The sequence below is a fragment of the Acidobacteriota bacterium genome, assembly GCA_016716905.1.
Classification (GTDB): Bacteria; Acidobacteriota; Vicinamibacteria; order Vicinamibacterales; family SCN-69-37; genus SYFT01.
Genome location: JADJUS010000022.1, coordinates 845908 through 871546, shown reverse-complemented (window position 1 = coordinate 871546; position 25639 = coordinate 845908). Strand labels below are relative to the sequence as shown.

Below are 25639 nucleotides of genomic sequence, written 5' to 3'. Positions count from 1 at the left end.
ATGAACGTCAGCAAGTTTGCGCGTTATGCGCTGTACGCGGCTGCCGAAATGGCGAAGGCGGGAGAGGCCCCCACCACGGTGTCTGCCGTGGCCGCGCGCTACCGGATTCCCGAAGGCGCGCTGGCCAAGGTGTTCCAGCAGATGGTGCGCGCCGGTCTGGCGTCAGGCACTCGTGGCATCGGCGGCGGGTATCGGCTCGCCCGGCCGGCGTCCAAAATTACGGTGCTCGATGTGATGCATGTCTTCGAGCGGCCTCGGCAGGCAGGCACGTGCGCCGTGCACACGCCTCCCGGCGAGCCGTGCCCGGCCGGATCGGTGTGTGGCGTGCAGTGGCTGTTTCATGAAGTGGATCAGCTGATCCAGACCACGTATGAATCTGTGACCTTGAAGACGCTCATCCGGCAGCGACCGCACACTCGACAGCCAGACGTCGTTCCGGTGGCCTTGACGGTTCCCAAGTCCACGCGAAACACCCGGCCGACGCGCGTGTCATGAGGCCCGCCACCCTCGTGGTGGGGGCTCGCCCGAATTTCATGAAAGCCGCGCCCGTCGTGGACGCCCTGCGCGCACCGGAGTCGGGATGGCGCGTGCGGCTGGTCCACACAGGCCAGCATTACGATGATCGGTTGTCAGACGTGTTCTTCCGGCAGTTGGGCATGCCCGCGCCAGACAGCAATCTCGCGGTGGGATCCGGCACAGCCACCGAGCAGACGGGCCGGGCGATGATCGCGCTCGAGGCCGACTTCGTGGCGAACCCGCCCGAAGCGGTTATCGTGTTTGGTGACGTCAACTCGACCGTCGCCGCGGCGATGGCGGCATCGCGACTGCAGATCCCGGTGGTGCACGTCGAAGCCGGACTGCGCAGTTTCGATCGCACGATGCCTGAGGAGGTCAATCGAGTGCTGACCGATGCGCTTGCCTCGCTGCTCTTTGTCACCGAGCAGGGGGCGATCGCGAATCTCGCGCGCGAGGGCATTGACGTCGCACGCGCCCACTTCGTGGGCAACACCATGATCGACACGTTGGAACGCCACCGGGAAGCGGCCGCAGCGCTCGACATGTCATCAACGATCGGCGCGGCCGCGCCGTACGTGCTCGTGACGCTTCATCGGCCGTCTAACGTGGACGATCCGAGGGCACTCACACGTATTGTCGAGGTCCTCATGGCGTTGGCCGTTCGCCTGGATGTTGTGTTTCCCGCGCACCCTCGGACAGTGAACCGTCTGGAAGAGACAGGTCTCGCTGTCCGGTTGCGCGCATCACGGGTGGTGGTCGTCGAGGCTCTGGGCTACCTCGAGTTCATGAATCTCATGATGCATGCGGCCGTGGTGCTGACCGATTCTGGCGGGGTGCAGGATGAAACGACCGCGCTCGGCGTGCCGTGCGTGACGTTACGGCCAAACACGGAGCGTCCCATCACGATCGAACAGGGCACCAACATCCTGGCGGGCGACGACGTCCACAAGGCCATTGCCATCGTCACAGAGATTCTCGACGGCGGACGGGTCTTCAGGGCACGTCGTCCCGACTTGTGGGACGGTCATGCAGCCCAACGGATTGCCCGAGTCCTTCGGGACTGGCCGACCGGCCCAGTGCCCTGCCCCCCTTCACCCAAAACACCCGATCGAAGTGCGTGTCGAGGGATCGCTGATACGCCAGGAGCGTGACGCGGCCCTGCGCGTGGCGTTGCGCCAGAGTGAATTCCAGAGCCTCGCGTTGTTCTCGTGCGCCGGGAGCGACGATCTCGTCGATGAACATCACGGAAGGGCGGAACACCGCGCCGAGCAGCAGCAATTGCAGCCGCCACATTTCCGGATAGGTGAGGTCCCGCGGATTGGTCTCGAGCGACGGCAGGCTGAAGCGCGCGATCGTCTCCTCGGCGGGTGGAGGGTGCCCGGACTGTTTCGCCGCCAACGTGATCTCATCCGCAAGCGAGGCGCGAAAGAACTGCAGGTAACTTACCTGCGACACGTAGATCGTCTTGGAGGGCCGCGCCCGCACGGGCACGCGATCCAGTGGCTCACCCCCAATGAAGATGGTGCCTGTGGTGGGCCGCAGCAGCCCGCCGATCAGCCGGCCGAGCGTGCTCTTGCCGGATCCATTGTCGCCAAGCACGAGTGCGGATTCGCCGGCCTGCAGGACGAACGAGACGTCGCTCAGCACTGGAGCAGAGGTTCCGTACCGGAAGCTCACGCTGTCGAGGCGTAACAGGCTCATGCCTCGGCCACCGTTGTGCCGTCGTCATTCAGCCGCCTGAGCGGTGGTGCCGCGGGCGCACTCGCGTCTGCGGGAAGCGCCAGCAACAGTTGGGGATCGTACTCGCAGAACACGGCATCGCCCTGTTCGGCCGCACGCGCGAGCAACGTGCGTATTCGCGCGTCGCTCAAGTGACTGGTGGCATCAAGGAGCAATCGCGCCGGCAGGGGTCGGTTCATGAACAGCGCCAGGCCCAGGAACTTGCGCCAGCCGCCTGAAAGATCCAGGACGCGCCGGTCCAGGTGGGCACCCAGATCCCAGGCCTGGACGAACGCGTCGAACTGTCGGAGGGGCGGCTGATCTTCATGGTGATTGGAAAGGACGAGGCCAATTTCTTCCCTGACCGTTTCGCTGAATCCGCTGTGTTCGACAAACGAAAGCGGACGATACACCGCCACCGGGACGCCGAGCGCGGCCTCCACGCGCCGCTGCAGGCCGGCGTGGTCGAAGTCAATCACGTTTGGGTTGGACGTCAGGACGTAAATCGCCACAGCAGTAGCAGTCCTCCGGCGCAGGCAAACAACGCGATGTCCACGGGGCCGACGGGTGACCTGGTGGCGGCCAGTGTCGGCGGAAACGGCAGGCCGAGCATCTGGCAATAAGCCGAGCGGTTGGCCGCTTCGGTGATGAGCGCGGCCAGCAACGGCACGGTCCACAGGCCGACCGTGCGCAATCGCCCCACGCCCGACGCCGAGTTGATACCCCGCACGGCAAGGTGCGAGTCAATTTCCCCAAGCCGGTTGAACACGGCCAGGCGAATCGATCCGATGAGTTGGAGCACGGGACCGGCGCCAGGAATTCGCAATCGTGCGATATCGCGGGCCAACTGGTAGGGGTCCACAACGGATGTGAAGAAGATCATCGGCACGATCAGGTACAGCAGCACCCGCAGCGAAAACTGCGAGGTGTCGTTGAGCACCAACCGCAGCGCCTCGGGCCACGGCTCCGGGCGCGGCATGCCGAGCACCAAGCCGTACATGCCAAAGATCACCACGAGCGTGATCAGATGCGGCCAGATACGAAACCAGGCAAACAGCGCCGCAAACGTGGCGACGCACGTCAGCCATGCCGGGATGCCGAACGATGAGGCGCAGACGCTGATGCCCAGATACACCGCCAGCAGGGCGATGGCGCGAATACCGCTGATGCCGCCAGCCACAGACTTAAGACCTCAGAGGTCTTCCTGAGATGAGAGAGGACCTCTGAGGTCTTTGTGACCGCGAAGGCCGTGCTGGGTCAGGAATGAGTTCGGCAGTGCCCTTACGACCGAAATGGACACCAGCGTGACGATGAGTTTGTCCACGGGTTCGCTGGTCAGTTGCGAGAGCATCACGCTGTCGATCAGGCTCTGTCCTGTGGCGCGAAAAAACGCGGTAATCAAATCAGACCCGCTGGTGGTGACCCCGCCAAACACAAATGCCGCCACAGGCGCGGACGCCAGTGCCGCCGCGCACGCCAGGATCAATGCGCTGACGACGGTCAGCAGCGGTGAACGGTACATGTTGCGACGCCGCAGTTGATCAACCACGAGGGCGATCACGATCGCGGTGCCGGTGAAGAAGGGCAGGTACGGATTCACGACGAAAAACCCGATGAGGCAGGTGAGGACCGCACAACTCACACCGGCGCGCCAGCCGAGCAGGAGACTCGCCAGCACGATGCCGGTGGAATCCAGGTAGATCGGCAGCTTCAGCCACGCCACCAAGCCCCCGATGGTGAGATTCAGGGCGGTGAAGGCGATGACGAGCGACGTGCGAACGGACACGGGTCGCAGTATATCGGGAAGCGAGTCCACGGAGAGATCACGTACGGATCACAGAGAGACGCAGAGACGCAGAGGCCAGGGCCGTTTCAGGAGAACAGATTCACCATGAAGGGCATGAAGTTCCATGAAGGCGCCAGGTTGGGCGCCGCCTGTGGCGGCAGGCACGATCAGAGGGAAGGCGAAAAAATGAAAAGGAACTCGGAGGCGAATAGGCTCGATCGACCCTATTCGCCTCCGAGTTCCTTTTCATTTTTTCGCCTTCCCTCTGATCGCGCAGCCCGGCAGAGCCGGGCTCCCAACCAGGCGCTTTTTTGACAGCCCATGGTCTTCATGGATCTTCATGGACCTTCATGGTGAAAGATCCGTACGTGGACGGTCAGCGCACGATGGTTGCAGCGCGGAACAGCGGATCGGCTGACGCCAGCAGCACCCAGCGCAGGCGCTCGGGATAGTCGGCGGGGAGGCTGTCCAGGTACGCGCGCACGTCGGCGGCGGCCTCTGGTGAGCGATGGCCGCCGAGCGCCGCGTCCGCCCATCGCTTCGGGAAGAAGATGTCGCCGGTGTCACGGATCTCGCGCACCATCTGCAGGGCGGGCACGATCAGGTGGCGCGCGGAGCCGGCGCGGACGGGATGGTGCAGATAGCCCATCGCCTCGAGCACCCAGGCTTCGCGCCGCCGGTTGGCGACGTCCTTGAACCGTTCGAACAGCGCCTCACGGGTGGCGGCGCTGTCGGCCAGAGCCGGCCGGACGAACACGAAGCGCGCTTTGCGATCGGGGTTGGTGATGCGCGCCTCCTGCGCGTCAAGCAGTGCCTGCGCGTCGGTGGCGCCGCGCAGCGCGAGGTCGAGCGCCAGATCCGTTTCGTCATTCTCAGAGAGCGGAAGCCCGGGAACGGTTTCCTCCCTGTTCCAGACGCGACGGAGCCAGGCAATGGTCTCCGGTGTCGTGGCGGTGCTGCGCACGGCGTTGAACCATGCGCTCTTCAAACTGATAGTGCCGGCACGGGTGAGCCCGTCGCGCAGCAACGCCTCAAGGGCGGGGGCCAGGGCGGTCCGCTCGTCGGCAGACGAAAACCGCCAGAACAGCGACTGGAGGTATCCCATTTGTCGCGCCACATTGAGTTCATCCCGCTCCAGCGGCAACGCGACCATCAACGCCTCGCGGACGCGCGCGGCGGGGATGCGTCCTTCGAGCATGGACTCCCACAGCGTGACCAGCGCGGCTCCGCGCGTCAGTGGATCCACGATCGCTGACAGGTCGGCCGCCAAAGCGTCGAGCATCGCAGCGGGAAGCACGAAGTCGCCGTAGCCGAGGCCGCCGCCTGTGGGCAGCACCCAGCGAATGTCTGTGGGCGTCCCGCCTCCCTCGCTCGGGAACGGCGCCTGCGAAAACGACGCGCGTCCCGAGTCGCCCAGCGTGACATCGACGTTCATGGCGTGTGCGCCATGCCCCAACACGACGTGCAGTGTCTGCGGCCACACCAGTCCGCGGCCAGACCCGCTCTGTGGAGCCAAAGCGTCGCCGACCTGGAGCGCCACGGTGATTCCACCGGCGCTGTCCGGCTTCACATCCACCGTCACCTGCGGCCGTCCGCGCTCTTCCACCCACGCGCGGCTCCACGCTACAAGGTCAGCCGGTGTGCGCGCGTCGAGCACGCGGATCAGGTCGGGCCAGGTGGCGTTGGCCATGGCGTGCGCCTTGAGATACTCGCGCAGGCCGTCACGGAACGCGTCGGCGCCCAGCAACAACTCCAGTTGGCGCATGACGATGGGCGCTTTCTGGTAGATGATGGCGCCGTAGAGAGACCCGGCCTCGTTCAGATTGGCCAGTGACTGACGGATGGGGTTCGCGCCGGCTGTGCGGTCAACTTCGTACGCCGCTGGGTAGTGCGAGTAGAGGAATCGAAGGTCGTGGTTCACCTCCGGAAAGGCAGGATTCACGATCTTCGCCGCCATGAAGTTGGCAAAGACCTCCTTCATCCAGACGTCGTTGAACCACTGCATGGTCACCAAATCGCCGAACCACATGTGCGCGGTTTCATGCGCGATGAGGCTGGCGCGACCGAGCCGCTGGTTCTGTGTAGCCGTCTCATCCAGGAACATCGAGGACGCGTTGTAGAACACCGCGCCCGCGTGTTCCATCCCGCCGAACTGGAACGACGGAATGGCGACGAAGTCGAACTTCCCAAAGGGGTAGGGGATCGCCGTGTAGTCTTCCAGCCACCGCAACGCCGTGTGATGCAGATCAAAAATCGCGTCGCGATTGCGGGCTACTTTGGCCGCGTCGGTTTCGCGATGCAGCATCCGGAACTGGCGGCCGTCGCGCTCGCCCGTCTCGATCAGGAACTTGCCCGCGGCGAACGCGAAGAGGTACGTCGGCAACGGTTCGGTTTTCGCGAAGATCAGCTGCGTCCGGTTGTTGAGCCGTATCTCCCCCGTGGTGGCGCCATTGGCGACCGCCGTCCAGCCGTCGGGAATCTTGAGCGACAAAACCCAGCGCGCCTTGAGGTTGGGTTGGTCGAACACCGGCATGGCCAGTGACGCCCGGGCCGGCACAAAGAGTGTGTAGAGAAATTCGTCCTGCCGGTTCAGGGCCTCGTCGCCGGCGACGAAAGTGAGCGTGACTTCATTGGGCTGACCAGGAACGAGCAGGTTCGCCGGGACAATCAGGTGCCCGTTGCGCGACGCGACCTCTGAGGTGGCCTGGCCGTTGACCGTGGCGCCCAGGAACTTCTCGGCGGGTTGGGCGAAGTCGAAGACGAGCGGCGCCGCGACATCGTTGAGGGTGAACCTGGCGGTGATCGATCCGTGGATCGGCTCAGTGCGCGCGGCAGGAATATCGAACGAGGCCTCGTACGTCAGGTCGCGAATGCGGGACGCCCGCTCGTCGGCCAGCGCCTGGGGAATGCCCACCTCGATCGACGTGGCCCGCCTGCCCACCCAGGCGAAATATGCAACCACACCCACCGCCAAAGCGGCCACGACGGCGATCAGGAGTCGGGTCACGGCCAAGATTCTACTGCCTCGACCACTTCTGATGGCATTCTAGAGGTGTGAAGAAAATCATTAAGACCGATGATGAGTGGCGCGCCGAACTGGCGCCCGAACAGTTTGAAGTACTCCGGTGCCACGGCACCGAACGGGCCGGGTCCAGTCCGCTCAATGTGGAGAAGCGCAACGGCATGTTCTATTGCGCCGGTTGCGGGCATCCGCTGTTTTCGTCAGAGACCAAGTACGAAAGCGGCTCTGGGTGGCCGAGTTTCTACGCCGCCCTCGACCACGGCGTGGTCACCACCCAGGACCGGAGCCACGGCATGGTCAGGACCGAGGTCACCTGCGCGAATTGCGGCGGGCATCTGGGCCATGTGTTTCCCGACGGCCCGCGCCCGACAGGCGAGCGGTACTGCATGAACGGGTTGGCGCTCAAGTTTGAGCCGAAGGAGCAGGCGTGATTCACACAGTGTTGAGGACTCCCATCAAGGGCAGTGTCCCGTCAGGCTTCGAAGAAGCGATCTTCGGACTTGGGTGTTTCTGGGGCGCCGAGCGCAAGTTCTGGACGACGCCCGGTGTGCACACGACGTCGGTGGGATATGCGGGCGGCACGCGCGCGTATCCGACGTACCAGCAGGTCTGTTCCGGCGCCACCGGCCACGCCGAGGTGGTCCGAGTGGTATTCGATCCCGCCGTCGTCAGTTACGATGCACTGCTGCGCGTGTTCTGGGAGAACCACGACCCGACGCAAGGCAACCGCCAGGGCAACGACGTGGGCACGCAATATCGGTCGGTGATCTTCACGACCTCCCCGGCGCAGCGGGCGGCAGCGGACGCGTCAAAACAGGCGTACGCTGACCGGTTGGGGCAGCACGGGTTTGGCGCGATTACCACGCAGATCGCAGATGCGCCGCCGTACTACCTGGCGGAGGAGTATCACCAGCAGTACCTGGACAAGAACCCGAATGGTTACTGCGGCATCGGCGGCACCGGCGTGACCTGCGGATAGAATCTGCGGATGCTGCCTCGCCATCGGCGAGTCCTGCTCCTCGCCGCGCTGTTTCTCCTGGCGCTGGCAATCCGTCTGCCCTATTTCCATCTGGTGCCCCGGTTCGAAGACGAGGGCCTTGAAGTCATTCGAGCTCTGGAGGTGTCCCGCGGGACGAACGTCCCGATGATCGGTTACGACATCTACTACGGCCCGCTCTTCACGGTGATCGTCGCTGCCCTGTTTCGGCTCCTCGATGCCGATCTCCTGGCCGCGCGCGTCGTGGCCGTTGTTGCTGGAGCCCTCACCGTGCCGGCTATCTACCTGCTCGCGCGTATGGTCGCCAACGCGCGCGTCGCCATCGTCGCCGCACTGTTGGCGCTCACGAGTCCCATGCTTGTGGTGGTAGGCAGTCACTTCGGGTGGTCAAATTCCCTGACGCCGCTGCTGGCGACCGCGACGTTGGCGGCGGTCTATGTAGGGGTTACCGAACGTCGTTTGATGTGGCTCGCGACGGGGGGCTTTCTGGCGGGTCTGATGGTGCAGTCGCATCCCCTGAGCGTTGTCCTGGTCGTCGCTCTGGTTGTGTGGCATTTCGTCCGGTGTCCGCCGGCCGAGTGGTTCAAACGCTTGGAGGTGTACGTCGCCGCGGTCGCGTTTGGTATCGGCTACGCCCCGATGCTGTGGATTCTGACCGGCCGCCCTGACCAGGTGATCGACGCCGTTCAGAAACAGTCGTACGTCTACGGCCCGGTGGAATCCATCGGGCAATACATGGACCGCCTGGTGTCAGCGCTGACTCTGCTCGTCACGACCATCGCCGGGACGGGCGAACGGTTGTGGGCGGGATTTCATGACGTTCCGCGTCTGCGACGTGCCATTGAACTCGCCACGCTCGGCGTGGTCGCCTCCGGACTCGTACTATCGGGCCGCGCCCGGTCGTTCCTGGCGATTGCGCTCCTGCTACCGATGCTTGTCTTGCCGCTATTTACGCACGCCCTCCAGTCCCGTTATCTTCTGCTGCTGGTGCCCCTGGCGTGTGTCTGCGCTGGTGTGGCCCTTTCCAGCATCTGGGAGAGAGGCGGCTGGGCTCCACGGCTTGTGGCCACTGGCGCATTGGTCGCGGTCCTGACGGTCAACCTTGTGGCGATCGTCAGGGTGGAGCGCCGCGCCATTCGTGACGGCGACTCAAACGCCGCATTCTTCGCGGTGCGAGACGCGGTGGTACGGAATGGCGAATGCCAGGATCACGTGTTCATCGAGGACACCGACGCGCTCGGCCTTCCTCCAGGCGAGGCACGAACCTGGACCTATTTCAACGCGCAGGCGGTGCGCTTCGTGTTGACGCTGGCAGGGTGTCCCCAGACGGCGGCTCCGTCCGGTCACCTTCTGGACCTGTTGGCGGCGAGGCCGGATCCCGTCTGGCTCATCGTTCCGGAGCAGAGCGTGACCGCATTCTCGTCACGTGTGACGTTGACCCGTGTGCTGCAGGTGGCGCCTGCACCAGCGTTGCCCGAAGCACTTCGCCTCACGCTGTTCCGAGTCGAAGGGACGAGATAGGGGAACAGAAACGCTACCGGATCATGCCTTTGCGTACGGCGTAGAGCACGATTTCGGCGGTGTTGTGCAGGTTGAGTTTCTGCATCAGGTTCGAGCGATGGGTCTCAACCGTGGACAGCCCCAGCTCCAGTAAGGACGCGACCTCCTTGTTCGATCGCCCCTCGGCCAGAAGCTGCAGCACTTCGCGTTCGCGCGCGGTCAGCAGTTGAAACGAATCGCTCAGGCCCCGCGCACGCAGGTGGTGGACGTAGTCTTCCACCAGGACCGCCGCGACGGCCGCACTGAAGAATGGCTTGCCGGCCATGACCGTCCTGATCGCCGGCAGCAGTTCTTCGTCGGTGGCATCTTTCAGCAGGTAGGCTTGGGCGCCGGCCGCCAGCGCGCGCAGGATGTACGACTCGTCGGCGTGCATGCTCAGGATCACGATGCGGGGACGCCGGTCGGCTTTCTGCAGCCGGGCGGCCACGTCGATGCCGTTCAGCAGGGGCATGGCGATGTCGAGCACCACCACATCAGGCTGGTGCTCCGCGCACAAGCGCAGGGCCTCGAGGCCGTCGCCGGCCTCGGCCACCACCACCACGCCGGGCTCGGTTTCCAGCAAGCTGCGCAGGCCGCGGCGCACAACCGCGTGGTCGTCAGCCAGCACGACGCGCATCGTGCACCTCCGACGACGTGTTTGGGACAGGGAGCCAGAATCGCAGTGTGGTGCCGGCGCCAAACACGGTGTCAATCGTGAGGGTGCCCGACAGTTCCTTGACCCGCTCTTCCATGCCCCGCAACCCCATCCCGCGCGCGCGCCGATCTGACGCGATGCCCACGCCGTTGTCCTTCACGGTGACCGTCAGGCCCGCGGCATCCGAGCCCACAACCACATCGACGCGCGACGCGCCCGAGTGCCGGGCGCAATTGGTCAGGGCTTCCTGCACCGAACGGTAGATGCACGTGCGGTACGCGTCCGGCAGCGCATCAAAATTGCCGGTCGCACTGAACGAGGCCGACACGGTGGACCGCCGCGAGAATTCGCGCACGTGCCATTCGAGCGCCGGTCGCAGACCGAAGTCGTCGAGCATCGACGGCCGCAGGCCGAGCGCCAGATCGCGCACCGTCCGCATCACGTCGTCCACCAATGCGCGGCCCTCCGCCAGCGCCTGCGCCACACGTTCGTTGCCGGGCGCGCCCAGGCGCTCGATGCGGCCCAGTTCCATGCGGAGCCCCGTCAACATCTGGCCGACGTGGTCGTGCAGCTCGCGCGAGAGGTGTTTACGCTCCTCCTCCTGCGTCGCCACAATTTGCTGCGAGAGCGCGCGCATCCGTCCTTCCGCGGCCTCGGTGACCACGCGTTGTTCCTTTGCGCGGCGCTCAAGTACACGCAGTTGACCGACGGCCACGACCGTCACCAGGGCTCCCAGAAGCAGACTTTCCCACAAGAGCACCCGCATGTCTGCGCGGTAGGCCGTGTACTGGCGGGTGACTTCCTCGCGTTCAGAATTCAGGTTCGCGTTGTTGAGTTGCTCAATCTCGAGGGCCAGGTCCATTGCAGCCTCGCGCCGGGGCAGAACCTCGCGGCGCAGGAACGATGCACTTTGGGTGACCTTCTCGGCGGCCGACCAGAAGAACAGCGGCTCAAACGTTTCCCAGTACCCATCGAGGTTGGCCTGGAGGAACGCCGCGCGGTCCACTTCTTCTGTTCCTGGCGCCAGCAGCGCGCGCAGATCCGCGAGCGCGGCGGTGTTGGACCGGCGGAATGACGCCAGTTGCTCCCGGTACTCAGGGTCGCGAGCTCGCTCGGTGTCGAGCAGGTAGTCGCGAACGAGGATGCCCGACAGGTGGACGTCAGACCGGAGGCGGCGCAAGGTGGCATCCACCTCGCGGTGGTGGGTGTTCAGCGCATCCAGCCGGCGGTAGATTTCGTCGGCCTTCCGCGCCCCGGTTACCCCGAAGACGGCGATGAGGGCGAGCAATCCCACCAGTCCGAGGGCCGCCACCGGCCAGGTCCTGAACTGCATAAGGTCCACAGCGTATCCCCTCTCTGGGGGACCCGGCATCCCGTATTGGGGGGATGGTCACCGGACCGACGTTCCGGGTAGTGTCTCCGGCCAAGGGGGCCACATGGACAATTCCTGGGCGGAAATCTGGTCAGTTGGGAGCGGACGGTCACGGATGTACTGCGGGATCGCGGAGACGTTCGGTGAATTTGCCGTGGATTTGTTCACCGGCGACACCTGTGTGTCGAGCCAGGTCTTTGCCACCAGGGGCGAGGCGGCCGTGGCCGCACACGCCCTGAAGCGGCAGTATCAGCTCCCGTCGGCGCCGACGTGGACGCTTGGCCAATCGACGCAGGCAGCGAGCGCTTAGGGTCCAGAGTCCAGAGTCCAGAGTCCAGGGTCCAGAGTCCAGGGTCTCGGAGCCTCGGAGCCTCGGAGCCTCCCTGTGATCCGTCGTGACTGCAAGCCTCCGTGTCTCGGCGTCTCCCTGTGATCCGTCGTGGACGCCGTGACGTCGCCGACTATCGAAGGGCTTCGGCGAGGAAGCGCTGCGTGTAGTACAGCGCGATTTGGGAGCTCGGTCCGAACGGAACGAAGTCGAATCCATGGTCGGCCCACGGCATGTGCAACCGCACCGACACGCCGCTTTCAAGCAACCGCTCGTGCAACAGGCGCCCGAACCGCGGCAAGACGATGTGATCGCGCCCGCCGGTGATGACGAGCACGGGCGGATGTGGGTTCGCGGCCCGCGTGATCGGTGAGGCATCGGCGTAGCGATCGGGATGCTCGTCGGGCGTGCCACCCAGAAACTGTTCTTCGATCAGTCGCACGTCGAGCGGGTCGGGCGATGGGGGCACGCGATGTCCTTCCGTCAGATCCACCGGGCCATAGATGGTGACGACCGCGCGGATCGGAGGCGCCGCGATGTCCTGCGAGGCGCGCATCGCGAGCTGCGCGCCGGCCGACCGTCCCACCAGGGCCAAACGCGCCGGGTCGCTGCCGTACTCAGCCGCGTGGGCCGTGACCCACCGGAGTGCGTCGAGCACGTCTTCCAGCTGCGTGGGCCAGGTCCAGTCGGGCGCGTGCCGGTAGTCGATGGCAAACACGGCGAATCCTGCGGCCGCCATCGCATGGGCAATCTCCGTGTTGTCCCCCGGCTCGCCTCCTCGCCATCCGCCGCCGTAGATCTGCACCACGGTTGGGACGACGCCTTCGTGGTCAGGCCGGTAGATATCAACCGTGAGCGTGACGCCATCTGCGTTCCGCACCAGCACGTCGCGCGTGATCCGCACGGCAGGCAGGTCGAGGCCCGTGAACATCTCACGCCAGGTGAGTCGGGCCGGGCGCATGGACGAGCGAGCGTCAACGGTCCTGGTGTCGGCTGCGGGCTTGCCGAACGCGCGCTGCCAGTCCGCATCGATCTCGCGGAGCGTGCCGGGAATTTGTGCGAGCACGTACGCGGGCAGAGCCGTTGCAATCACTGAAAGTGCAACGGCCGCGCGCGCGAGCAGGCGTCGTCCCCTTTGGCGGCGTCGAAGACCGATCGTGGCTAGCACCGAGGCCAGCAGGGCGATGACCAGCAGCCACGGGCTGAGCTCCGGCGCGCCGACGCTGAGGGGCAAAAGCCTGTATGCGGGCGCCGGGATCTGCGCCCACGGGGCGATGATGAGCACGATCAACGCGAGCAACAGAGCGAGCGCGGTCACGATGGTGCTTACGATACACGAGTGTGTGTTACGGTCTGGGCACGGTGGCAGGATCCAGCCGAAACTCCAGGACGCTCTTGAAATGGGTGGTGGCGTACATCGGCGTCCTCCACATGCTCGCGTTCGTGTTCTTCGGAATCGGCTACACGAGTGATGCGCGCGGATACATCGACGGCATCGGCCGATTCGCGGCAGGGCAGGTCAGCTACTTTCCGCCGGGCTACTCCCTCTTCCTGGCGCCATGGTGGCTCATCACATCGTCCTATCCAGGCGCGCTGGCCGTCTTCGTCCAGCATGTCTGCATGGTGCTCACGCTTGTCGGATTGCGCGACATCGTCCGGCGCGTTGTGGGCGAGGACCTGGCCACGCTCGCGCTCTTTATCACCGGGAGTGTCGCACCGACGCTGTTCCTGCCTCAGATGGTCCTTTCGGAGAATGTGGCGCTCTTCGGGATGGCGGGAGCGATGTGGCTGGCGTCTCGCGCCGGTGCGAACGGCGCCCTGCGGCGCGATGTCGCTGCCGGTATGCTTGCGGGACTCGCAGGGCTCGCGCGCGTGGTTCCCCTTGTTGCCATCGTCGTGCCGATGTTCCTGTTGTATCGGTCGATGACTGGGACCAGGGACGCTGCGATCAGGACCGCGCGCATGATGGGTGCTGGCCTTGGGCTTATGGCGCTGTGCGCCTCGTGGCACTATGCAAACGGCGGAGGCTTTGTGATCGCGGGCGGTGCTGGTTTGCACCTCTACAACAGAGTTGTGACCGAGCAGGGGTTGCTCAACGCCCGGGAACCTGCGACCGCAGTTTTCCTCACCCGGATGGGCAATCGGCCTCTACAGGATGTCGCGCACTGGGATGTGTTGCCCGTTCTTGAGCGTCAGGGGATGTCGTACGCCGATGCGAGGTCGCTCATGGGCGCCGTTGCCATGGAAGGGCTTCGAAGTGACCCGACGGGGTTCCTGCGTCACTCCACGATCCAGAGCTGGAAGGAGTACGCGGCGGCGCCCACGCTCGAGCCCTGGCCGAGTGGCACCGAGCCCATCGCGGCGCTGGAGTCCCCTGTGCCGCCCGGCGTACGGGGCGGCTCCAACGCCTGGTGGAGCCGCAGCGAATCCGTCTTCAGACAACTGTGGCGGGTCCTCATGTGGCTGCCTGTGCTTGGCTTGCTGCTGCTGCCGTCGATGAGGGAGCGGCTGGTGTTTCTCGCCCTGCTGGCGGTGCCGGCGGGCTATCTGTTCGTGACCGCGCAGGTCGAGTTCTTCCTTGATCGATACGTTGCAGCAGTGCTTCCGTTTGCCTTGATGCTGTCGACGACTCCGCTGTCTGTCCTCAAGGGACTTTCCGACCGCCGCTACCGTGACTCCAGGGCCTGGTCAGGGCCTGGCACGGGCCGTCGCAACACCTTGATGAGCAGCGGAACGTAAATCAGAGGCACGGTGGAGGCCCAGATGGCCTCCATCGCCACACCCTGAAAACTGGCCCACGTCACCAAAGCAAGCATCAACCAGCTGAGTCCGTTGAGAATCAGGAGCTGTCGCCGGGTGTCAACCAAGTACCAGAGTGGCAGAAGATCGTAGAGGCCCCGCTGGGGCATCAGCGCCATCAGCAGGAAGAACCGGGCTTCCTTGGTGCGCCATCGCACCGCTGCCGCCAGGAGGACCAGGCCAGCGGGCCAGACGGTCAATGCTGGAATGAATCCATCGAACGCCCCCGTCAGCGGGAGCCAGCGGGCGGGCCACGTGGGGTCAATCGCGAACGTGACGGCGAGAAACGCCATGCACCCCATGGCCCGGCGCCGTGTCAGGTGTGTGGCCAGGACCGGCAGGCCCAGGTGCGGTTTGGTGAGGGTCAACGGCAGGAGTCCCGGCAGGAATGCCACCGCCAGGATCAGCGGCGCCCACTGCAGAAACATGAAGCTGATGACAAATGGCATCGACGTGAGCGTCAGCAGCCGCCACACCTGTCCTTGCGCGAGAAGTGCCCATGCCAGCAGGCCGGCCAGCAAGGACCAGAACGTCAGTGGTCCCCACCAGAATCCGAGGGGGGTGAATGGCGCGACGGCCAGGATCGTAGTGAGCGGATAGGCCGTGAAGCTGCCCTGTCCGACGCACTTCGGTCCGTACGGATCGATCCCGCTCAGCATAGCCTCGGCTGCGCAAAAGGTTGCGTACAGGTCGTCGACCGGCTGCGACGCAGTTGTTCGATAGACCCAGGAGCTCGCGAAGGCGGTGACCGCGACAAGAACTGCGACCCCGAGTCGTCGGCCACGTGTCATCGGGCGATTATGGCGTTTCATCCGGTCGTATCGTCAACCCGATTCCAATCCGGGCTCCCTCGATGATCAGCGGAGCTGCTCCGCGGGTATGTCGAGTTCCCGCGAGAGCGTCGTGACCAACTGCTGGTAGTGGTGGCTCTCCCGGGAAACGTAGATGTGCATCACGTTTCCTGAGTAGTTCGCACCTCCGACAAGCGTTGTGTGGTCGCGCAAGTAGCGCATCACAGAGTGCGCGGTGGCGAACCACGCGTCCATGCCATCCTCGGTGGGCTCGTACTGCCTGGCGTTGCGGCCGACCTCCTCAACCCGCTTCCAGTAGTCCGTGAAACGCATCGGTTCGTCATCCACGGATTCCGCGCCAGGGCTCGCGGGAAGGAAGGGCATTTCGATCACGTCAAAGGCGGAATCCGCGATCATTTGCAGCCGCCGTTCGATCGAAACGACTTTTGAAAACTCCCTGGTCGCCAGGCCGAACGAATCGACATGCCGGGCTCCTGCGAGAAAAGGCGCGGCCCCAGCGGCGCTGTTCAGAAATGAGATCTGCTCACCCAGGCCGGCGCTCGCGATCGCACGCCCGAGCCGGGAAAAGACAATCACGTTGGCATCCGATGGCGGCGCGCCGCGGAGCGTCTGAAGGGTGTGCGACACCGGGCTCGCGAACATGAGCGCGCAGCCGATCACCGCGACAGTTCCAGCCGTGGCCAGGATCCCGGGCCGAATCCAGCGTCGTTCTGTCGCCACATCGAACGCCGTTCGCAGTGCATGGGTGGCCGCGAGCGCGGCCAGGGGCACCAGGACGAAGGAAAAGCGGTGCGTGAAGCCCTGTTCGTGCACGATCTTCGCTGAGTAGACCAGCCACGGCAGGGTGACCGCCATCGGGATGACGGTCTCCAGGTGCACGTGCCTCCATCGGTCGGGGAGCCGGCTTAATGCCATGACGATCGTTCCCAAGGCCGCCAGCGCGCTCCCAACCAGCCAAACCGAGTAGTCAGCCACGAACGCCATGGCATCGGTCACCCCGGCCCAGCCGACACCGACGGCTTTGACGTAGTACGCCGTCGGCAGTAACGCGCCGAAGTACCAGAGCTTCCACATGGCGAATGCCGCACCCACCAGCGCGAGTGCGACGCCGCTATGCAACAACGCCTGTGTTCCGTCGCCGCTGCGTCCGCGGAGCGCCAGCGCGGCAGCCAGCCAGCACACGGCGACAATGAGGGCTCCGTCCGGCCGCGTCAGGACGAGGAGGAAGCTGACGGCGGCCATTCCGTAGCCGGTCGTGTGAGCGGGCCGGCGCACCATGGCGCCGGCGATGGCGACTTGTGCTGCCGCCACCAGGAAAAACGCCGACGTCTCAAGTCCACGGCTGGCGTGCACGGCGATCCCAGGGTCGACGAGCAGGAACGCCGTCGGGAGTGTCGCGATAGAGAACCCCGGGCGTGTCGGGCCGGCGGCCGTCACCAGGAGTGCGACGAGACCCGTGATGGCGATGATGCTCAGGGCTGCTGCGGCTGCGGTTGGCGCGACGCCCAGCCGGAGCAGGCCTGCGAGCAACATGACGAACAGCGGCGAGGTGAAGCCTTCGACCGGGGGGGAAGTGACGTTCCATCGAAAACCATGACCCTCGGCCAGGTGGGAAGCGTAGCGCGTGAGGATGTAGGCATCATCGATGGCGAGATCGCGCTCGTGAAACGCGCGCGCTCCAAAGAGCGCGAGCAGGGTCAGGATGCCAAGCAGCGCCAGCGCCGTCGGCACGGGGCCTCGAAGGCGAGACGAAGGCAGTGGCATGGCTGCGCGATGATAGCAGCGTCAGTCCCGGCCGTAGATGTGTCGCATGATCTCGCGTGCCACGTGCGGCCGGTAGTGCGCGGTTTCGTACCAGTCTCGAATGTTGACGCCGAGTTCGGTGTCCCGTGAAAAATCGTGCACTCGCTCCGCGCCGAAGAGGTCCCGCAAGATCGCCACGTCTGATGGGTTGAGGCGGACCCGCCCGAAATCCGGGCTGACCACGATCTGGTAGTCGGCGTGCAGGCGGACGAAAGCGGCGCTCACCTCCTGCAGCATCCTGAACTGCAGGTTGCCGATGACCGGCTCGGCATCACGAGGCGTACGGTCGATCCCCTGCCAGCGGGAGGGGGCATAAAACCGATCGGGGTCCGAGGCGATTTGTGCCTCAGCCTCGACGAACATGATGTCGTTGGTCTCGGCGTTCCGCCCATACGCGCGCGGATCGATGGCGCCGGTCATGTATGGCCGCCAGGTACTGAACAAACGATAGTCGAGGTACTTGACGAAGAAGAGGTCCGAGAAGAACGCCTTCAGGAAGACGGCGTGAAACCGGAGTCGGCTGCCACCCGAGACTGCCGGGTGCTTGATCGTCACGATGTCCGCGGTGTCCAGGGTGTGCTGGAGCAGATCGTGGTCGAGGACAATCAGGGCATGGCGCAGCGGTATGCGTTCACGTTCCAGCACCTGCAGTTTGCCGCGCAGCCCCAACAAGGTCTCTGCCGAGGCGTCATAGTGAAAGGGCGTCGCCGGCCGGATCCAGTCGAGCCAGTCCGGAGTGTGGAAGGCCAGTGATCGGGAGTTACCGAGAATGAACGCGTCATAGAGTGTCTGGCTGCGCCGCTCGAGCAGAATTTCGGTGCTCATCACCTCCCGGTTCGGGGCAACCCCGTGACGCATCTGGTAGTCGGTATCGCGGCGCATGACCTGAAACGGGTCCAGCACGACGTAGAGCGCCAGCAGGACGACCAACGGCAGCGCCAGCGCTGCGAGTCTGCGAAACAAGGTGCGGGTCTCGGAAGGCATCACCGGTTCAGAACTGGAAGTAGATGAACTGCTGCGGCGAACGCATCGAGCCCGCTGCGAGACAGGAGTAGACGAGGACGAAGTAGACCGCGAACCGCGCCGTCGCCGGCCAGGCGGCCAGGCGGACGAATGCATCCTTCGTGTTGTCGAGTGCGTCAACCCACAGTTGGAGGCCGACGACGGAGAGGATGGCGACCAGGCCCAGTCCGGACAACCCGGCGATGACGCCACCGCCGGCGATGGTGGCGAAGTCGTCGAGCAGGCCCGTGTGCAGATGAGTCAGCGTGTGGACGGCGTCCGCAAGACTCGGGGCCCGAAACACGACGAGGGAGGCGGCGAAGAGCCCGAAGGTGATGGCTGCCGCCGGCCAGCCGCCGCGGGCAAACCCCATCCGCTTCCGCCACGGTCGTGTAATTTCTCCGACGAGGACCATCACACCGCTCAGCGTTCCATACAGGACGAAAGTCCATTGAGCGCCGTGCCAGAGGCCGCTGATGGTGAATGCCACGAGGAGGTTGAAACACCAGCGGGGCGTGGTGGTCCGACTCCCACCGAGCGGGATGTAGACGTAGTCGCGGAACCAGCTCATCAGTGAGATGTGCATCCGGCGCCAGAAGTCGGACAGTGTCTGAGAAGTGAACGGCGACCGGAAGTTGCGAGTCAACTCGAACCCCATAACCTGCGCGCTTCCGATCGCAACATCTGAATACCCGGAAAAATCGTAGTACAGCTGCCACGCGAAGAACACCGCGGCCAACATCAGGGCGAGGCCGGTCCACTGCGTCGGATCGGCATAAACGAGGTCCACTGTTCGCGCAAGCTGGTCGGCGATGACGACCTTCTTGAAAAGCCCCAATGCCATACGCTTCAGGCCGGCAACAACGCGACCGTACTCAAACCGATGTTCGATTCGCAGTTGCGGCAGCAAGTGATCCGGCCGCTCGATCGGCCCCGCGACCAGTTGTGGATAGAACATGACGTACAAAGCGTAGTACCCCAGGTGCCGCTCGGCTGGCACACGGCCCCTGTAGACCTCGATGGTATAGGCCATGGCCTGGAATGTGTGGAATGAGAGCCCCAATGGAAGCACGATGTTCCACGGCGGCAGGGTCAGGTCCACATTGAATGAGCTCTTGAGCCACAAGAGGTTGTCCGCAATGAAGCCGTAGTACTTGAAAATGGCGAGGACACCGATATTCGCGGCAAGGCTGGCCAACAGCCAGCCGCGGCGGCGGCGGCCGTGACTCGATTCGATCAGCAGGCCCGCCGCATAGTCGACCAGGATCGTGAAGACCAGGATCAGGATGTAGACCGGCACGAACGCCATGTAGAAGATCGAGCTGGCGACGAGCAACAGCAGCCAGCGCCACCGATGTGGCGTCAGGAAGTACAACGTCGTGACAATCGGAAAAAACAGCGCGAAGGTGAGGGAGTTGAAGAGCATGCCTGCTGAACACGGCAGGGTAGCCACCGACGCGCTTACTGTCAATCCATGAGGTGGGAGTTGTCGGGATGTTAGAGTCTGTGCGTGCCTGCATCCCCGTGGATCGTGTGGACTGCGCTCGTTGTCCTGATCGCGTGTGTCACGATGGCCGCGAAATCGTCCAGGTACCGAGTCGTTGCCGTGAACCTCGCGGCCGTGGCGGTGGCGGTGCTGCTGTTCCTGGGATATCTCTGGCTTGATAATCGGAATGTCGAACACTTTGATCCGGCCGATTGGTCAGAGCCTCACGCGATCCTCGGCAATCTACCGCGGCCGAACCAGAGGCTGCGGTGGACGCGGAGGGTGGGGTTCACCGATGTCTTCGACATCACCGTCACGACCAATGCCCATGGCTTCCGGGTCACGCCGGCCGCGCCCAGGGCGACGAAGAGCATCCTGTTTTTTGGGTGTTCCTTCACTTTTGGCCATGGCGTCGAGGACCATGAGACCTTTCCGTACCTTGTCGGCGAATCACTCGGTGGCGCTGTGGCGACTTACAACTTTGCCTTCAACGGCTGGGGGCCGAACGAAATGCTGGCCGCCTTGCAGAGCGGGCTGGTCGCGACCATTGTGAAGGAGCGGCCGGAACTCGCGGTGTACTTGACCATTACCGATCATGTCCGCAGAGTGATCGGCCGCGAGGAGGCGCCGTGGATGGCCCGTGCCCCAAGGTTTGTTCTCGAAAATGGCGTGGCAGTTCGCCGTGGCACGTTCGAAGACGATCCCGGCAGGAGACGGCATTCCGCATCCGACAAAGGGTACTGGACCGAGTATGCTCAAGAGGATCTCGACCTCTACGGAGCTGTCGTGAAGGCGGCCCGTGACGAGGTGGCAGAACGATTCCCAGGCACCAGATTTGAGGTGATTGTCTGGGACGTCTTGCCCAATCCCATGCGTGCGCCCGTGATTGACGCACTGCGCGCGAAGGGCATCCAGCCGCATACAACCGACGAGTTTCTCGAGGTCGATCCCCTTCGACCGTTCCAATACTCGATTTCGCCAAAAGAGCCACATCCGGGTCCTGAGGGACTACGGCGGCTGGCCCGTTTCATAGAGACGACGGTCCTGAAGAAGAACTGACCAGAGCCGTCGGTCATAATGTGCCCTGTGAGAGTCCGCTCCGTTGGCGCCGTCTGTATCGGGATCGGCCGGCGTCTGAGGGGGGGCCTGAGGCGTGTCACCGAGTTCCTCAAGGGGCACCTGATCCGCATCGCCCAGAGTGGGTTGCGTGCCCGGCTCCGCGCCGAGTCACTGCTCACCGGGTTGCAGGGGGCCACCAGGCGCCCGCGAATCCTGGCCACCGCCTGCGGGCCATTTCCGATCTATTCGCAGACGTTCGTGTATCAGGAAGTGTGTGCGCTGTCCGAGGGTGGATTCAGCGTACGCTTTTCGTACTCAACACTCGAAGACCGGTCAGCCCTCGCGACCCGCTTCTCGTTGATGTGGCGAATCAAACGTCGGCTACTGCTGGCGTCGCGGTTGCGCGACCACGACCTGCGGTTCTACCAGAAACGGATGCCGGAAAGGGTCGACGCGCTCACGAGGACGATCTCCGAAGCCTCCGGACTGTCGCGCCACGCACTGCTTGGCCATGACCATTTTCTTCAGGCGTTTTCGTTCACGCGGATGGCCGCAGCGTGGCGTCCGGACTATCTCCATAGTTATTTTTTTTACGAGCAGACCCTGTTCACACTGGTGGCGTCATCGCTGCTTGGCATCCCTCGCGGCGTGAGCTGTTATGCCGATCACATGCTCGAGGACTATCCGCTCAAACTCGTGGCTCTGAATGTGACCACCTGCGATGTCGTGGTGGCCACCTCGAAACGCATCAAGGCTGAACTCGAGACGATCGTTGGCAGAGGCCCCCTCTCGCAGGTCATCGTCAAACCCAACGCCATCGACACCCGCGAGTTCGAGTCCTCCACTCGTGATGACCGTCCGGCCGGCAGGAAGCCCTGTCTGGTGTCGGTCTGTCGAATTGAGCCTAAGAAGGGCCTGACCTACCTGGTGGATGCCGTGAGCCTCCTTCGGCAGTCGGGGATCGACGTTGACCTTCACCTCGTAGGGGCCCCGGACGATCACATGCCGGAGAGTCTGGCGTACGCAAAGGACCTTGACGCGCAGGTGGCCAGGCTGGGACTCGCGACCGCAGTGCATTTCGAGGGCCGGCGAACCAGTGAAGAGGTGCGGGAGTTTCTGGCGCGCGCAGACGTCTTTGTGGCGCCGTTTGTCGAGCTGGAGAATGGCGATAAAGACGGCATCTCGACCGCCGTGCTCGAGGCCATGGCCGCCCGCTGCGCCATTGTCGCGACCGACGCCGGATCCACGACCGAGGTGATCGACTCAGGCAAAGACGGCGTCATTGTTCCGCAGCGCGACGCGGTTCAATTGGCATCGGCTATTCGCACCGTTCTGTCCGACCCTGCTCTGGCGGCCCGCCTGGGCAGGAACGCCTCTGAGAAGGCCGCCCGGCAATTCGACGTCGCTCACTGCGAAGGGTTGTTCCATGAGCGCATTCGCACCGTACTTGCGAGGCGCGCGTCGTGAAAATCGCCCTGCTGTCGTTTGAGTACCCGCCCGAGACCGGCTTTGGCGGAATCGGCACCTACACCTGGTACCACGCCAGGGCCCTTGTCCGACTGGGCCACGAGGTCCATGTGCTGGCGGGTGCGACCGAGGCGACGCCGCTCCGCACCTCGGAGCATGATGGCGTCGTCGTCCACCGGTTTCAGGCCTCGGGCCTGTGCATGCGCGCGTTTCAGGGCCTCGGCGTCGCCCGTCTCTGGTGGACCAGGCAGCGCCTCGAAAACGCGCTCAGCATGTTCCGCGGCATGCGCGCCCTGATGTGCGCACATCGGTTCGACGTCATTGAAATGCCGGAATGCGGAGCCGAGGGCGCGTGGTTGAATCGCCGGACGGAGATCCCGACGGTCGTCCGGCTGCATTCGCCCTCGCAGTTGATCATGCCGTTTTACGACGTCACGCCGTTGGACACGACGCTCTGTTCGTGGTTGGAGCGGCGGGCGATTCAGTCGGGGACCCTGCTGACTGCGTGCTCGCAGTTCCTGGCGGACGCGGCGGCATCCGAGCTGAATCTTGCGCGGTCTGCGCGAGTCATTCCAAATGGGCTCGATTTGGCGCTGTTTGACCGGGCCGCATCGGAAGGCCGGTGCGAACTCGATCTGCCGCGCGATCGATTGACCATCTTGTTTGCCGGCCGGATGGAACGGCGCAAGGGAATTCACCTGTGCCCGGAAATTGCGGCCTCGATTCTCGAGCGTTACGACGTCTCCTTCGTGTTCGCAGGCCGCGATTTGTTCCACTTCGTCGACGAGACTCTGCGGCCCTACCTGGCTGCGCGCACCCTGAAAGGGTCAGTTCACTTTGCCGGCCACTTGGCGCTCGATGAGATGCGTGCGCTCGTCTGTCGGGCCGACATCTTCCTCCTGCCGAGCCTCTGGGAGAACTGCCCGTACTCGTGCCTTGAAGCTATGGCCGCCGGCCGCGCCATCGTGAGTTCGGATCAGGGCGGGATGCCGGAGCTGATTCGGCACGACGAGAACGGCCTCCTGGCCCCTTCAGGGAATGCCCATGCATTCACGCGGCAAATCGAGCGATTGATTGAAGACAATGCGATGCGCCGGCGCCTCGGCCGGGCCGCACGCCGATCTGTCGAGGAGTCGTTCACGGCCGACCGCGTCGCGCGATTGTCAGCGGACGTCTACCGGGGCCAATAGGGCATATCATTTGCGGATGCGTAGAGTCGTACCCGGAACCCGCATGTGCTGTCTGTCGATCGTTCTCGCGGGGGCGTGCGGCACCGATCCGGCTCCTGCGCAAGTCGACCACGCGGCGGCCGGCCACGGTGTGGCCCAGGCGCCGGCCGCCGGGGGCCATTCGGCGGAACTGGCGTTTCTTTTCCCTGACGGCGATGACCGTGGCTGGGCTGCGATTCGGGCGATCTCCGATAAATTTCACACCGGGGCGCACGGGGCTCCACCGTTGGAGGCCAGCCCGGCTACGCGGGCCGAGTTGGTACGCCAGCTGAACCTGACCAGCCGCCTTGTCCAGCAATACCCGACTGTCTCGCACGCCGAAGCCGCTGGATACCGCCGTGCCGGTCCGTATTCGCCGGGTTTCGGGGCGCACTGGCAGGGGGGCTTGATCAGCAGCGGAGGCCCGCTGACCGACGAGGAGATCCTGCACCCTTCCTCGTTGCTCTTTGGCGGCACGGCGCCGGATGCTCAGCTCGTCGGATTCATGTACACCGCTCAAGGACCGAATCCTGTTGGATTTGCAGGCGAGGCCGATCGTTGGCACGGCCACGTCGACGTCTGTTCCAAGGCCGGCAAAAATGGCGTCATGGAGTCACTCGGCGCGGACGGCGTCATCGGGAAGTCGGAGTGCGAACGGCTCGGCTTCACGTTCAGTGAAGAGCGCAGCCTGCCGATGCTGCACGTGTGGACGGTGCCCGCCTACACGAATCCGCTGGGGGTGTTCAGCCATGAAAACCCAGCGGTCAAGTGCAAGGACGGCTCGTACCACATCAGTACGGATTGGGGCGATTTTACCTACCTCAGCAATCGGTGCAAGGCGAGGTGAAGAATTAGCGAACGTCCAATGCTCCCGACGATGACAGCTGTTGCATGAGCCTGGCCGCGATGATGTCAGCCGCTCTAGCACTTGAGTGGATGTAGTCAACCCAGTAGTCATCAGTCGGAGGCAGAGCCTCGGCGAGGTCTAGATAGGAGACGCCGGGCCGGCCCTTGTCTCCCGAGTACTGTGCCGCTGCGCGCTCCCTCAGCCACGCATAGTAGAACCCGAGGTGAGGCTGTTGGAGCTTCTTAAGAATAGTCTCGGGAAGATCGTTGATGCGCGGCATAGGCACACGCGGATCGGCGTGCCGAAAGGGCTGGACGACGTGTAGGACCGGCACGTGGTACTCACCAGCGACCGCATCGATTAGACGCGAATACCGAAGGTACTCGTTGATCCCGAAGGTGATGACATCTTCAGCCGACTCGCGCGGCAACGTGGGTTCTCTGCTCATTCGAACGTCAGTGCGCGGCGCGCTGTCGTACGTCATGAGATTCTGACGCGCGCGCTCGGAGAACCGGTAGCGAATCCAGGTATAAACCGCGGACTGTTCAAGGTAGCCGTCCGGATTCCAGTCAGTTTCAGATTCAAGTTGCCCGTAGCGTGCCAGCGTCAGGTCATCCGACGGCTGGGCGAGCATGGCGTAGCTTTGTGGGAAGTCCGGCGGCGTCGGCTCGCTTCCGCCGAAGGTGTTCATCAGAGGGATGAACACGTCATTGAACCCGTCGTACGTGACGACCAGATCGACGTGTTCAATCCACCGGGAAATGACGATGAACTGCTGGGGATAGTGCCAGCCGCCCCCGGCAAGTGAGACGACAAGCCACCGCTGGTCTGGCCGGGCCGCATTGAGCCGCGCCTCAAGCCTCTTTGAAATGGTGTCCTCTTCACGAGGGATGCCTGTGCCCCATGCGGCGGACCCGCCGACAATCACTGCCACCTTCCGGCCTTCAGGCGGGGCGAGCCAGTTCACGGCTTCAGTGTTGCGGAAGCCATACCGGTCCACGCCCGGAACGTCGGAGAGCGCGGGTTGGGCGGTGTAGCCGTAGAACGGATGAAGCTGCAGCCTGCGAGCCATCTGGTCGTGCGCCGAGTTCAACAGGTTCGTCGCCTCAAGCTTGCGGCGGGCGAGTTCGCCACTGTGGTGTTCGATACGGTCACCTTCGAACACGCGAAGGTAGATCTCGAGACCGGACAGTGGTGCGACGAGCGATACCATGACCACCAG

Annotated in this window: 23 protein-coding genes; 11 read left to right on the top strand and 12 right to left on the bottom strand. The window is 64.2% G+C overall.

Annotated features, from left to right (window positions below; translation table 11 throughout):
* Both IPL75_19880 and wecB read left to right on the top strand, forming a co-directional pair.
* Positions 1-495 carry an Rrf2 family transcriptional regulator gene (locus IPL75_19880; GenBank protein MBK9242457.1) on the top strand — a complete coding sequence of 165 codons (495 nt, stop codon included), beginning with the start codon at positions 1-3 and terminating at the stop codon, positions 493-495.
* On the top strand, positions 492-1667 hold the full coding sequence (gene wecB, locus IPL75_19875) for a UDP-N-acetylglucosamine 2-epimerase (non-hydrolyzing) (GenBank protein ID MBK9242456.1): 1176 nt from the start codon (positions 492-494) through the stop codon (positions 1665-1667). Before IPL75_19880 ends, wecB begins: the two co-directional genes overlap by 4 nt.
* Before the next feature lie 546 nt (positions 1668-2213).
* Here the strand turns inward: wecB and IPL75_19870 are convergent.
* The 4 genes from IPL75_19870 to IPL75_19855 all read right to left on the bottom strand — a co-directional run bounded on the left by IPL75_19870 (position 2214) and on the right by IPL75_19855 (position 7028).
* Positions 2214-2747, bottom strand: a complete 534-nt coding sequence (locus IPL75_19870; GenBank protein MBK9242455.1) for a hypothetical protein — start codon at positions 2745-2747, stop codon at positions 2214-2216.
* Positions 2729-3415, bottom strand: a complete 687-nt coding sequence (locus IPL75_19865) for a hypothetical protein (protein MBK9242454.1) — start codon at positions 3413-3415, stop codon at positions 2729-2731. The genes IPL75_19870 and IPL75_19865 overlap by 19 nt, the downstream gene beginning before the upstream one ends.
* 12 nt (positions 3416-3427) lie before the next feature.
* Positions 3428-4021, bottom strand: coding sequence for a hypothetical protein (locus IPL75_19860; GenBank protein MBK9242453.1), 594 nt, complete (start codon positions 4019-4021; stop codon positions 3428-3430).
* Between the two features lie 376 nt (positions 4022-4397).
* Positions 4398-7028, bottom strand: a complete 2631-nt coding sequence (locus IPL75_19855) for a hypothetical protein (GenBank protein MBK9242452.1) — start codon at positions 7026-7028, stop codon at positions 4398-4400.
* 47 nt (positions 7029-7075) lie between these two features.
* Between IPL75_19855 and msrB the strand changes: the two genes are divergently transcribed.
* Genes msrB through IPL75_19840 form a run of 3 tightly spaced genes read left to right on the top strand, consistent with a single transcriptional unit; the run spans position 7076 to position 9561 of the window.
* Positions 7076-7474, top strand: coding sequence for a peptide-methionine (R)-S-oxide reductase MsrB (gene msrB, locus IPL75_19850; GenBank protein MBK9242451.1), 399 nt, complete (start codon positions 7076-7078; stop codon positions 7472-7474).
* Entirely contained in the window at positions 7471-8022 is a 552-nt protein-coding gene (msrA, locus tag IPL75_19845) for a peptide-methionine (S)-S-oxide reductase MsrA (GenBank protein MBK9242450.1), read from the top strand. Before msrB ends, msrA begins: the two co-directional genes overlap by 4 nt.
* Positions 8023-8031: 9 nt before the next feature.
* Positions 8032-9561, top strand: coding sequence for a glycosyltransferase family 39 protein (locus IPL75_19840; GenBank protein ID MBK9242449.1), 1530 nt, complete (start codon positions 8032-8034; stop codon positions 9559-9561).
* A 13-nt stretch (positions 9562-9574) separates the two neighbouring features.
* Here the strand turns inward: IPL75_19840 and IPL75_19835 are convergent, their stop codons facing one another.
* Positions 9575-10216, bottom strand: coding sequence for a response regulator transcription factor (locus IPL75_19835; protein ID MBK9242448.1), 642 nt, complete (start codon positions 10214-10216; stop codon positions 9575-9577).
* Positions 10197-11567, bottom strand: coding sequence for a sensor histidine kinase (locus IPL75_19830; protein MBK9242447.1), 1371 nt, complete (start codon positions 11565-11567; stop codon positions 10197-10199). The genes IPL75_19835 and IPL75_19830 overlap by 20 nt, the downstream gene beginning before the upstream one ends.
* Positions 11568-11670: 103 nt before the next feature.
* On the opposite strand from IPL75_19830, the gene IPL75_19825 reads away from it, so the two are divergent.
* The gene (locus IPL75_19825; protein ID MBK9242446.1) at positions 11671-11916 is read left to right on the top strand and encodes a hypothetical protein; all 246 of its coding nucleotides are present in this window, start codon (positions 11671-11673) and stop codon (positions 11914-11916) included.
* 151 nt (positions 11917-12067) lie between these two features.
* On the opposite strand, the gene IPL75_19820 is transcribed toward IPL75_19825, so the two are convergent.
* Positions 12068-13252: an alpha/beta hydrolase gene (locus tag IPL75_19820; protein ID MBK9242445.1), complete on the bottom strand. Its 1185-nt coding sequence runs from the start codon at positions 13250-13252 to the stop codon at positions 12068-12070.
* A gap of 23 nt (positions 13253-13275) precedes the next feature.
* Between IPL75_19820 and IPL75_19815 the strand changes: the two genes are divergently transcribed.
* Positions 13276-14673: a glycosyltransferase family 39 protein gene (locus IPL75_19815; protein MBK9242444.1), complete on the top strand. Its 1398-nt coding sequence runs from the start codon at positions 13276-13278 to the stop codon at positions 14671-14673.
* Here IPL75_19815 and IPL75_19810 read toward each other — a convergent pair.
* From IPL75_19810 to IPL75_19795, 4 genes are all read right to left on the bottom strand, one after another.
* Positions 14601-15524, bottom strand: coding sequence for a hypothetical protein (locus IPL75_19810; GenBank protein MBK9242443.1), 924 nt, complete (start codon positions 15522-15524; stop codon positions 14601-14603). The two genes, IPL75_19815 and IPL75_19810, sit on opposite strands and share 73 nt — an antisense overlap.
* A 66-nt stretch (positions 15525-15590) precedes the next feature.
* A complete protein-coding gene (locus tag IPL75_19805) occupies positions 15591-17309 on the bottom strand; it encodes a hypothetical protein (GenBank protein MBK9242442.1) in 1719 nt (572 codons plus the stop codon).
* Positions 17310-17330: 21 nt separating this feature from the next.
* On the bottom strand, positions 17331-18332 hold the full coding sequence (locus tag IPL75_19800; protein ID MBK9242441.1) for a hypothetical protein: 1002 nt from the start codon (positions 18330-18332) through the stop codon (positions 17331-17333).
* 7 nt (positions 18333-18339) lie between these two features.
* On the bottom strand, positions 18340-19776 hold the full coding sequence (locus tag IPL75_19795; GenBank protein MBK9242440.1) for an MBOAT family protein: 1437 nt from the start codon (positions 19774-19776) through the stop codon (positions 18340-18342).
* A gap of 84 nt (positions 19777-19860) precedes the next feature.
* Between IPL75_19795 and IPL75_19790 the strand changes: the two genes are divergently transcribed.
* From IPL75_19790 to IPL75_19775, 4 genes are read left to right on the top strand one after another with little or no spacing between them, the layout of a single operon-like run.
* Positions 19861-20895, top strand: a complete 1035-nt coding sequence (locus tag IPL75_19790) for a hypothetical protein (GenBank protein ID MBK9242439.1) — start codon at positions 19861-19863, stop codon at positions 20893-20895.
* A 27-nt stretch (positions 20896-20922) separates the two neighbouring features.
* The gene (locus tag IPL75_19785) at positions 20923-22362 is read left to right on the top strand and encodes a glycosyltransferase family 4 protein (protein MBK9242438.1); all 1440 of its coding nucleotides are present in this window, start codon (positions 20923-20925) and stop codon (positions 22360-22362) included.
* Positions 22359-23552, top strand: a complete 1194-nt coding sequence (locus tag IPL75_19780) for a glycosyltransferase family 4 protein (GenBank protein MBK9242437.1) — start codon at positions 22359-22361, stop codon at positions 23550-23552. The genes IPL75_19785 and IPL75_19780 overlap by 4 nt, the downstream gene beginning before the upstream one ends.
* A 16-nt stretch (positions 23553-23568) precedes the next feature.
* Positions 23569-24417 carry a hypothetical protein gene (locus IPL75_19775; protein MBK9242436.1) on the top strand — a complete coding sequence of 283 codons (849 nt, stop codon included), beginning with the start codon at positions 23569-23571 and terminating at the stop codon, positions 24415-24417.
* Between the two features lie 4 nt (positions 24418-24421).
* Here IPL75_19775 and IPL75_19770 read toward each other — a convergent pair whose 3' ends face one another.
* Complete coding sequence (locus tag IPL75_19770) at positions 24422-25630, bottom strand: hypothetical protein (GenBank protein ID MBK9242435.1); 1209 nt, start codon at positions 25628-25630, stop codon at positions 24422-24424.
* Positions 25631-25639: the final 9 nt, after the last annotated feature.